The organism is Halapricum hydrolyticum, assembly GCF_025517535.1.
Lineage (GTDB): Archaea > Halobacteriota > Halobacteria > Halobacteriales > Haloarculaceae > Halapricum > Halapricum hydrolyticum.
The window spans coordinates 1-8,646 of sequence record NZ_JAOPKC010000040.1 but is presented as its reverse complement, the minus strand read 5'-3'; the positions used below and the strand labels follow the sequence as shown (position 1 = coordinate 8,646).

Sequence of the window (8,646 nt, the reverse complement as noted above, 5' to 3'; positions counted from 1 at the left end):
TGTCGAACACGCGCGTGCACGACAGAAAGTCCGTAATCGGCATCATCTGTCCTTGCTACCGCCTACGTCACGCTCCTACTTCAACGTGCAAAGCTGAGCAATGCACAAAGAGGCAAACGGTGTTCGCGCGGTACCGTCGTCAACTAGTAGCGTCTGCACGGCATCGTCGCAGATTACCGTCAGCAAGCAGAGACGACGCGCTTAAATGCGCTGCTCGACTGTTTTTCGATATCAGTCGCTCGAGGGTGGCACGCATGTCTGATTCTGACGCCAGCGCCGAACCGACCGCGGGACAGCTACGCACACCGATCGTCGCCGTACTGGGACACGTCGACCACGGCAAGACGACCCTGCTGGACACGATCCGCGGGTCGGCCGTCACCGAGGGTGAGGCAGGTGCGATCACCCAGCACATCGGCTCGACGGCCGTACCGCTCGACGTCATCTCCGAGATCGCGGGGAAACTGGTCGATCCGGAGGACTTCGACCTGCCGGGGCTGCTGTTCATCGATACGCCCGGCCACCACTCCTTTTCGACGCTGCGCTCCCGGGGCGGGGCACTGGCCGATATCGCCATCGTCGTCGTCGACGTCACTGACGGCTTCCAGCCCCAGACGATCGAGGCACTGGACATCCTCAAGCGCACACAGACGCCGTTCGTCGTCGCCGCGAACAAGGTCGACACGCTGCCGGGCTGGAATCCCGACGACGTCGAACCGATCCAGAGCGCGATCGACCGCCAGTCCGACCGGGTCGAATCCGATCTCAACGAGCGTCTCTACGAGATTATCGGCGAGCTCAGCGACGAGGGCTTCTCCGCGGACATGTACTGGCGCGTCCAGAACTTCCAGAACAACATCGGCGTCGTGCCCCTCTCGGCGATGACCGGCGAGGGCGTCCCGGATCTTTTGACCGTGCTGATGGGGCTGTCCCAGCGATTCCTCAAAGAAGAGATGTCCATCGACGTGGGCGGCCCGGGCGCGGGGACCGTCCTCGAAGTCACCGAGGAGCGCGGGTTCGGGACGACGCTGGACGCGATCGTCTACGACGGTACCGTCCGCGAGGACGACCGGATCGTCGTCGGCGGGGTGAACGAGCCGATCGTCACTGAAGTGCGGGCGCTGCTCAAGCCCAAACCGCTGTCGGAGATCCGCACGGAGAAGGAGTTCGACACGGTCGAGGCGGTCGCGGCCGCCGACGGGATCAAGATCGCCGCGCCCGATCTCGACGACGCGATGGCCGGCGCGCCGATCCGGGTCGTCCGCGATCGCGATCTCGAGGAGGTCATCGAGGAAGTGCAGGCGGAACTCGCCGAGATCGAGGTCGGGACCGAAGAGGAAGGCGTCACCGTCAAGGCCGACACGCTGGGCTCGCTGGAGGCAATCTCCGGCACGCTCGAAGACGAGGAGATCCCGATCATGCACGCCGAGGTCGGCGACGTCGCGCCCCGGGACGTCCGGATGGCCGAGACCGCCGACGATCCCAAACACCAGGCGATCCTCGCGTTCGGCGTCGACGTTCTCGAGGACGCGCGCCGACTCGCCGAACAGGAGGACGTCGACATCTTCGAAGACGACGTCATCTACCAGCTCGTCGAGGACTACGACGAGCACGTCACGGCCATCGAAGAGGCCCAGCAGGACCAGATCCTCGAAAACATCACGCGGCCCGCGCGCTTCGAGATCCTGCCCGATCACACGTTCCGCCAGTCCGACCCGGCGGTCGTCGGCGTCGAGGTACTGGGCGGGAAGCTACGCCGGAACGTCGCAGTCGGCCGCTTCGAGGGCGGGGAGTTCGAGCGCGTCGGCCACCTCAAGACCATCCAGGACGAGGGCGAGGACGTCGAGGAGGCCACCCGCGGCGATCGCGTCGCCGTCTCGATCGACGGGCCGACGGTCGGCCGCCAGATCGAGGAGGGCGAGCAGCTGTGGGTCGAGATCCCCGAAAAGCACGCCAAGATCCTCGAACAGGAACTCCGCGAGGAGATCACTGGCGGCGAACGGGAGGTCCTCAAGCAGTACCTCGACACGCACCGCGAACGCGACCCCTTCTGGGGGAAGTAGGCGTTTTGTGTAGTCGATCGCGATATCGAGAGTCTCGATCGACGGTTCGGGTCGAGCTCACCGGACGTACCAGTCCGATACATGGGTAGCGAGCGGGCAGGTATACTTTTGCCCAGCCCCAGTGAAACACGGCCATGGAGCCGCGACTCACAGTCATCACGCTCGGCGTCGAGGATGTCGACCGCTCGCTAGCCTTCTATCGCGACGGACTCGGATTTCCGGTCCTGGAACGCTTCGGCGAGTTCATCTGCTTCGAGTTGAACGGGTTCGCCCTCGCGCTGTACCCCCGGGAGGCCCACGCCGAAGGCGCGAATCTCGATCCCGAGACGACCGGGACCGGTGACGTCTCGCTTGCTCACAACGTCCGCACGCGCGAGGAGGTGGACGAGCTCGTCGCCGAGGCGGAGGCGGCCGGGGCGACGATCACCGAGCCGCCAGGCGAGACCGATTGGGGCGGCTACTCCGCGTACTTCACCGACCCGGACGGCCACTGCTGGGAGATTGCCGCCGGGGCGGAGCTGTTCGAGCAGTTCATCTGAGGGGCGACGCCGATTCCCCGGCCTCAGATCCACTCGCGGGCCTTGAGCCGGGCGGTGAGCTGGATCGTCTTGCGGAGTCCACGGCGGATCAGCCCGCCGGAGTTCGGGATTCCCTCGCCGTCCTCGTAGTCGAGGCCCCGGACGACGACGACCGGGATCCGCTCGTCGGCCTGACCGAACAGGAGCGCCGAGCCGGCGGTGAGTTCGTTGGCGATCATGTCCATCCCACCGATCTTCGGCTGCCCGTAGAGGTCTGTCCGTCCGAAGTTGCTGTCGACCGCCTGGATCCCCGAGCACCCCGTCGCCAGGTCCATCGAACCCGGCCCGAGAATCTCCGAATCGGCCAGCACGACTGCCAGATCGGTTCCCGTTCTGTCCTCGAGTGCCTCGCGGATGCGCCGTGCGCCCTCGTCGGGATCCGCCGGCAGCAGCGTCATCTGCCCCTCCGGCGCGTTCGACCAGTCGATCCCGGCGTTGGTACACAGGCGGCCGTTCCGGTCAGTCACCAGCGCCGAAGGGAGTGCCGAAATCGCCTCCTCGGCGGCCTCGGGATCGACCGCGTGGTCCATGATGACGTCCTCGCCGATCGCTCCGACCGGGATCGCGCCGATGACATCGCTCTCCCGGTAGATGTACTCGACCTCTCGGGGATCGATCCCGGTCACGTCCGCGACCCGCTCGGCCTTCTCGCTCACCTCGACCTCGTCGGCGTCGACCAGCCGCTCCTCTGCCATCGAGACGACCTTCGTGGTGATCACGACCACGTCGCCGTCCTCCAGTGGATACCCCTCGGCGGTCGTCTCGGCGATCCGCCCAACGAGGTCGTCGCCCGGTTCCACCGTTCCGATGTCCAGCCCGTGGAACGTTAGCTCGGGCATACGTGATGATTCAGTTCCCATCACAGTCAATCTGTCCCCTATTCGAGGACAGTTTGGCCGGCGAGAGAAATTATGCGATGCTCCCGTCCTAATAATTAAGTTTATAACACCGCAACGCCATCTTGATGGGCGAGAGCGACTGGATCCAGCCGACGGAAGAGACGACCAGGACAGTGATCGCCAGGGGCGTCGCACAGTTGATCGATTACGTCGCGTATTTTGTGATATTATTTGGCATTGCTTACGTGTATTTTGTGGCGGTGAATCCCAGAGGGAGCGAGGAAGCGCTGACAATTCTGGCTTTTTTGTCGCTTCTGGCGTACAATACACTCTTCGAGGCGTACTGGAACGGTCAGACCATCGGGAAACGGATCACCGGTATCAAGGTCGTCGACCGCCACGGGGCCGATCCATCGCTCAAACAGGCACTGATTCGGAACATCCCGTCAGCCGTCCCGATCGGGGGGACGCTGGCGGTCATCGCGGCACTCGTCGCGATGGCGTCGACCGATCTCCGCCAGCGTAACTTCGACATCTTCGCGGACACGTACGTCGTCGCCAAACGGGGGCAGGCAGCGTCCGAACGTCGATCGGACGACGACGATGCGGAGGGGTACGAGTTCCAGAACTTCGGCGCGAGCTAGACAGGAAACAGCAACCACAGAAGTGCACGGGCCCGCCACGGGCAATCGGTTCCCGGAACGGTTCTGCCAGGCGAGAGTAGCGGATACCCACGTCGCCACGGACGAGAGGCGTGATTGTTGCGCCGGTCCCCGAAAGCCGCGCCACGATCCCCGAGCGGGAACGCTCCGAGGAGATCGTAGCGGCGAGCGCCGCAAGCCGTATCTCGACGCCCACTGCGGCCGTGATCCGGACAATTGGTGTAGCGGTAATAATATTTAATTAGACGGAGCCACACGATTCGGACGTGAGGGACGTCACCCTGGCAGACTGGTTGCTCGCGCTGATTCCGGCACCGATCGTGGCCGGGGCAGTCGTCGGTGCGGTCTCGTCGCTGTCGCTCGCGGCGACGATCGGAGCCGGCTCGGTCCCGGCGACGGGACTGGTCGGGTACGCGCTGTTCTGTTCGGGACCCCGGTAACGAGCGGGATCGACAGTCAGCGCGTCTGGCCCTGGTATTTTTGTGTCGAGTCAGCGATGTAGTACGTATGTCCGATCCGGCTGCGGGCAGTGAGTCGACTGGCGAAAACGTCGCCGGCGAACGGCCAGAACCGGAACCGGAAGGCGTGACCGACGAGACGACGGTCCAGGGCGACGACGTCGAGCTGGAACGGACGATCGGGCTCGTCGGCGGACTGGCGATCGGTATCGGGACGATGATCGGTGCGGGGATCTTCGTTTTCCCTGGGCTCGCAGCCGAGGAAGCCGGGCTCGCGGCCACGCTCTCCTTTGCGATCGGCGGCGTCATCGCGTTGCTGGTCGCGCTGCCGACCTCGGAGCTGGCGACGGCGATGCCCCGTAGCGGGGGCGGGTACTACTTCATCTCCCGGAGCATGGGCACGCCGTACGGTGCGATCGTCGGTCTGGGGCTGTGGCTCGGACTCGTGTTCGCCTCAGCGTTTTACCTGGTCGGACTGGGTCACTACGTCGTGGCCGTCCTGGCGGAAACCGGCGTCGTTCTGACGGGGCTGCCGGTCGGCCCCCACGTCATTCTCGGTTTGCTGTTCGGTGCGGCACTGACAGCCCTGAGCGTCGGCGGGACCGAGAACACCGCGACACTCCAGAACGTGATCGTGGTCATTCTGCTCGCGGTCCTCACCGGCTTTCTGACCTACGGCGTCCTCGACGCCGCCGGCGTGTTCGGCCGCCAGTCCGTCCCCCAGGAGTTCTTCTCCCAGGGACAGCTCCCCGTGTTGACCACCGCAGCGCTCGTGTTCACCTCCTATCTGGGGTTCGCGCAGGTCGCGACGGTCGCCGGCGAGATCAAACAGCCGGGCCGGAATCTCCCGCTTGCGATGGTCGGCTCGGTGATCGTCGTCACGATCTTTTACGTGGTGACGATATTCGTCGCGACCAGCTCTTTCGGGGCCGAGCGGCTGGGCACCTTCGGCGAGACGGCGATGGTCGAGGTCGCTCGCGACTTGCTCGGGCGCCCCGGGGCAGTGTTGATCCTCTTCGCTGGCCTGCTGGCGACCTTTTCGAGCGCGAACGCCTCGATCCTCAGCGCCTCACGATCAGTCTACGCGCTGAGCCGCGACGCGTTGCTCCCCCGGTGGGCCAGCCGGATCAACCTGAAGTATGGCACGCCCCACATCGCGCTGGGGATGGCAGGTGGGCCGATTCTCGTCCTCGTGGCGACCGACCAGGTCGAGATCCTCGCGGAAGTCGCCTCGTTCCTGCACCTGGTGATGTACTCACTGATCTGCGTGGCGTTGCTCGTGTTGCGGCGGCGCGACCCGCCCTGGTACGATCCGAGTTTCCAGATTCCCGGCTATCCCGTGGTGCCGATCGTCGGCGCGGTCGCCAGCGCCGGGCTGATCGCCTTCATGAACCCCGCCTCGATCGTGATCGGCGCCGCGGTCATGGGCGGCTCGTACCTGTGGTATCGCTACTACGCGACTGACGTGAGACTCAAAGGAGACGTCTAACCATGACAGACAGACCATCCGTACTCGTCCCGATCCGCGTCCTCGAAGGCGAATCGATCCCCGACGGCGTGCCGAAGCTGCTCGCGGACGCCCACGTCGTCCTGCTGGGCTATCACGTCATCCCCGAACAGACCGCACCGGGACAGGCCCAGATGCAGTTCGAAGAGCGGGCGACGGCCCGCATGGACGAACTCGAGGAACTGTTCGAAACTGCCGGTGCGACCGTCGAGCGACGGCTGGTGTTCACACACGCCGCCCAGAAGACGATCAACCGTCTCAGCCACGAGGAGGACTGCCTGGCCGTGCTCATCCCCGACACCGTCACCGAGATGGACGACGTCCTCGTGGCCGTCCGCGGGACTGTCGGAATCGATCGGCTCGCCCGTGTCGTCGACGGCGTCTTCGCCGGGACCGACGCGACGGTGACGCTGTATCACGTCGCTCGCGAGGGCGAGAGTGACGCAGACGCTCAGACGCTCCTGGACGGGCTGGCCGACAGACTGGTCGACAACGGCTTCGAGGAAGACCGAATCAAGACCCGGATAGAACGCGAGCAGGACCCGGTCGATGCGATCGTCGACGCGACGGTCGACTTCGACGCCCTCGTGATGGGTGAATCCGACCCCACGCTCGCCACGTTCGTCTTCGGCCTGCCGGCCGATCAGGTCGCCGACCAGTTCCTCGGCCCGGTGTTCGTCGTCCAGCGGGAACGACCGGAAGTCGAGGAAAAGACGGAGGAGTGACTGATACGGGCTGTTGTAACGATTTACCGCGACGATCGCACGCCCGAAGACTCGCGGGGCTCGACTTCCGAGCCCTCGTTCATTTCATTCACGAGGACGCAGTCGTGCGATCACTGCGGAACAGACGTACAACAGTCCGTCTGACGCCGGCTGACGCCCGGAATCCGGGCAGATATTGGATTGCCTGGAGTTCAGTGCTGATTTGTTCACAAAATCGTTGAGATCACTGGACTGATCGAACTCTCAGCGAATGATACTTCGGCGTGGTGATCGATCTTGCTAGCAACCGTTTCTTCTGCTGACGGCCGTGATCCTACCTCAACGACGGCAGGCACTTCATCCCGTAACTATCGGCTATCGGTGATTTTAAATACCCTATCCGAAACGGTATTTTTTGTAATGGGTGGGGAGAACCCAGAGAGTGGGACGAATCGTCGCAAAGTGCTCCGAACAACTGGCGCAGCCGTTGGCGGCGGTTTGGTAGTCGGTGCGTCTGGGATTGCTTCTGCATCCGACAGGGTGCGTGGCCAGGGCAGCGGTGGCGATCGTGGATGTGGTCAAGTCAGCGAAAGAGGGCGTGGTCGCGGCAGCGAAAGATGTGGCAGTGTGCAAGAAATCAGTACAGACGGCGACACTGTCGTTACGCTCGTCGAAGTGCTCGGTGAGAAGTTCCTTTTCAGAGAGGCTGCTACGTACAGAAACACAGACTATGTCTCGGCGCTGTCGGGTGACAAGACGTACGAAGCGACCGAGAGTGGCCATCCGGTTGAGTTCGGAAAGATCGACTCATCTGTGAGCGCAAGTTCTCTCGACAGTGGCGGGACGATCAGAGCCCAGCAAGTTGATTTCACCCCCGAGAATTTCATCGAAGACTACGATGTCGACGTCAAGCAGATCTGCAACGGCTGCTGTAATGATGTCTTGTGGAATTCACACTATGCGCTCGAATTCCACTTCCAGGGTGTGGGAGCGTTCTCCAGTATTGGGGTTGCGGCTCTTGCAGGATGTGTTTGCTATGCAGCTGGTGCTGCTGGGTCAATTCCGACAGGTGGTCTCAGTGGGCTATGCGCATCGGGAATCTGCTCGGGGCTCACTACAGCGATTGATCAACTCATTGATGTGGAGATGATCCCAAACAGCGTTGAAATGTCGATGGCGTTCTGGGATCGGGATGAATCGAACTTCTGGGGCTGGAATACGAGCCCGACTATCGCAGTTGGTCTGGCTCCGGATTGGGGTGTCGGTCATGACGAGATGGGGGAGATTGGAGAGTGTGATGTGAATATGCACCTGGGATTCTAACACAAGACGTGAGTTGATCCTGATGGAAAAAAGAGTGATACCGGTTGATCCGTGTAGCTAGCCAAACTCATGTGTGACCACGTATGGATCTGAATTCACTGCGCGCTGACGGCTGGGAAGATATAGTAGCGCTCTCCGTGATGGTAGTAGTAGCGATGTTTTTCTGGTATATGCGAGATATGTACTTAAACTGGACAGTATTCGTTGCGGGTATTGGTGCAGGAGTGGGAGTGTATTTCATCAATGAATTCGCAGAGGATTATCCGGTGGCTGGGTTTCCAATCTCGATGATGTTTGTCATTGTGATGCTTGTGGCGCTCTACGAAGAATCGTTAGTCGCTGGGGTCGTTGCTGCCCTCATCACGACAACTGCGATTAAAGTATACGAGGTGTATCTTTGACATCCTCCTCCGCCTTCACAGTAGTTGCCGAAGTAGCTGAGAGTCGGATTTCTCCGGTGACAGCGTACGATGAGTATGGTTGCTACCGACGAGGCACGGCAGGTCTGCCGT

9 protein-coding genes are annotated in these 8,646 nt (G+C 62.5%); 8 read left to right on the top strand and 1 reads right to left on the bottom strand.

Annotated features, from left to right (window positions below):
• Window positions 1-254 precede the first annotated feature (254 nt).
• Together infB and OB916_RS16715 are read left to right on the top strand one after the other, a co-directional pair.
• Complete coding sequence (gene infB / locus OB916_RS16720) at window positions 255-2,063, top strand: translation initiation factor IF-2 (protein WP_315910436.1); 1,809 nt, start codon at window positions 255-257, stop codon at window positions 2,061-2,063.
• Between the two features lie 134 nt (window positions 2,064-2,197).
• Window positions 2,198-2,602: a VOC family protein gene (locus OB916_RS16715; protein WP_315910435.1), complete on the top strand. Its 405-nt coding sequence runs from the start codon at window positions 2,198-2,200 to the stop codon at window positions 2,600-2,602.
• A 23-nt stretch (window positions 2,603-2,625) separates the two neighbouring features.
• Here the strand turns inward: OB916_RS16715 and OB916_RS16710 are convergent, their stop codons facing one another.
• Window positions 2,626-3,480, bottom strand: coding sequence for a coenzyme F420-0:L-glutamate ligase (locus OB916_RS16710; protein WP_315910434.1), 855 nt, complete (start codon window positions 3,478-3,480; stop codon window positions 2,626-2,628).
• A 125-nt stretch (window positions 3,481-3,605) separates the two neighbouring features.
• Here OB916_RS16710 and OB916_RS16705 point away from each other — a divergent pair, with 125 nt between their 5' ends.
• From OB916_RS16705 to OB916_RS16680, 6 genes are all read left to right on the top strand, one after another.
• Entirely contained in the window at window positions 3,606-4,124 is a 519-nt protein-coding gene (locus tag OB916_RS16705) for an RDD family protein (protein WP_315910433.1), read from the top strand.
• A 284-nt stretch (window positions 4,125-4,408) separates the two neighbouring features.
• Entirely contained in the window at window positions 4,409-4,582 is a 174-nt protein-coding gene (locus OB916_RS16700; RefSeq protein WP_315910432.1) for a hypothetical protein, read from the top strand.
• A gap of 67 nt (window positions 4,583-4,649) precedes the next feature.
• Window positions 4,650-6,089 (top strand): APC family permease, encoded by a 1,440-nt coding sequence (locus tag OB916_RS16695; protein WP_315910431.1) that lies wholly within the window; start codon window positions 4,650-4,652, stop codon window positions 6,087-6,089.
• Between the two features lie 2 nt (window positions 6,090-6,091).
• On the top strand, window positions 6,092-6,832 hold the full coding sequence (locus OB916_RS16690; protein WP_315910430.1) for a universal stress protein: 741 nt from the start codon (window positions 6,092-6,094) through the stop codon (window positions 6,830-6,832).
• 606 nt (window positions 6,833-7,438) lie between these two features.
• Window positions 7,439-8,134, top strand: a complete 696-nt coding sequence (locus tag OB916_RS16685; RefSeq protein ID WP_315910429.1) for a hypothetical protein — start codon at window positions 7,439-7,441, stop codon at window positions 8,132-8,134.
• 83 nt (window positions 8,135-8,217) lie between these two features.
• Entirely contained in the window at window positions 8,218-8,535 is a 318-nt protein-coding gene (locus OB916_RS16680) for a hypothetical protein (protein ID WP_315910428.1), read from the top strand.
• The last annotated feature ends 111 nt before the right edge of the window (window positions 8,536-8,646 follow it).

Coding starts and splice junctions, on each gene's coding strand:
- OB916_RS16680 (WP_315910428.1), top strand. CDS start 8,218: ATGGATCTGAATTCACTGCGCGCTGACGGCTGGGAAGATATAGTAGCG.
- OB916_RS16710 (WP_315910434.1), bottom strand. CDS start 3,480: ATGCCCGAGCTAACGTTCCACGGGCTGGACATCGGAACGGTGGAACCG.
- OB916_RS16690 (WP_315910430.1), top strand. CDS start 6,092: ATGACAGACAGACCATCCGTACTCGTCCCGATCCGCGTCCTCGAAGGC.
- infB (WP_315910436.1), top strand. CDS start 255: ATGTCTGATTCTGACGCCAGCGCCGAACCGACCGCGGGACAGCTACGC.
- OB916_RS16705 (WP_315910433.1), top strand. CDS start 3,606: ATGGGCGAGAGCGACTGGATCCAGCCGACGGAAGAGACGACCAGGACA.
- OB916_RS16715 (WP_315910435.1), top strand. CDS start 2,198: ATGGAGCCGCGACTCACAGTCATCACGCTCGGCGTCGAGGATGTCGAC.
- OB916_RS16695 (WP_315910431.1), top strand. CDS start 4,650: ATGTCCGATCCGGCTGCGGGCAGTGAGTCGACTGGCGAAAACGTCGCC.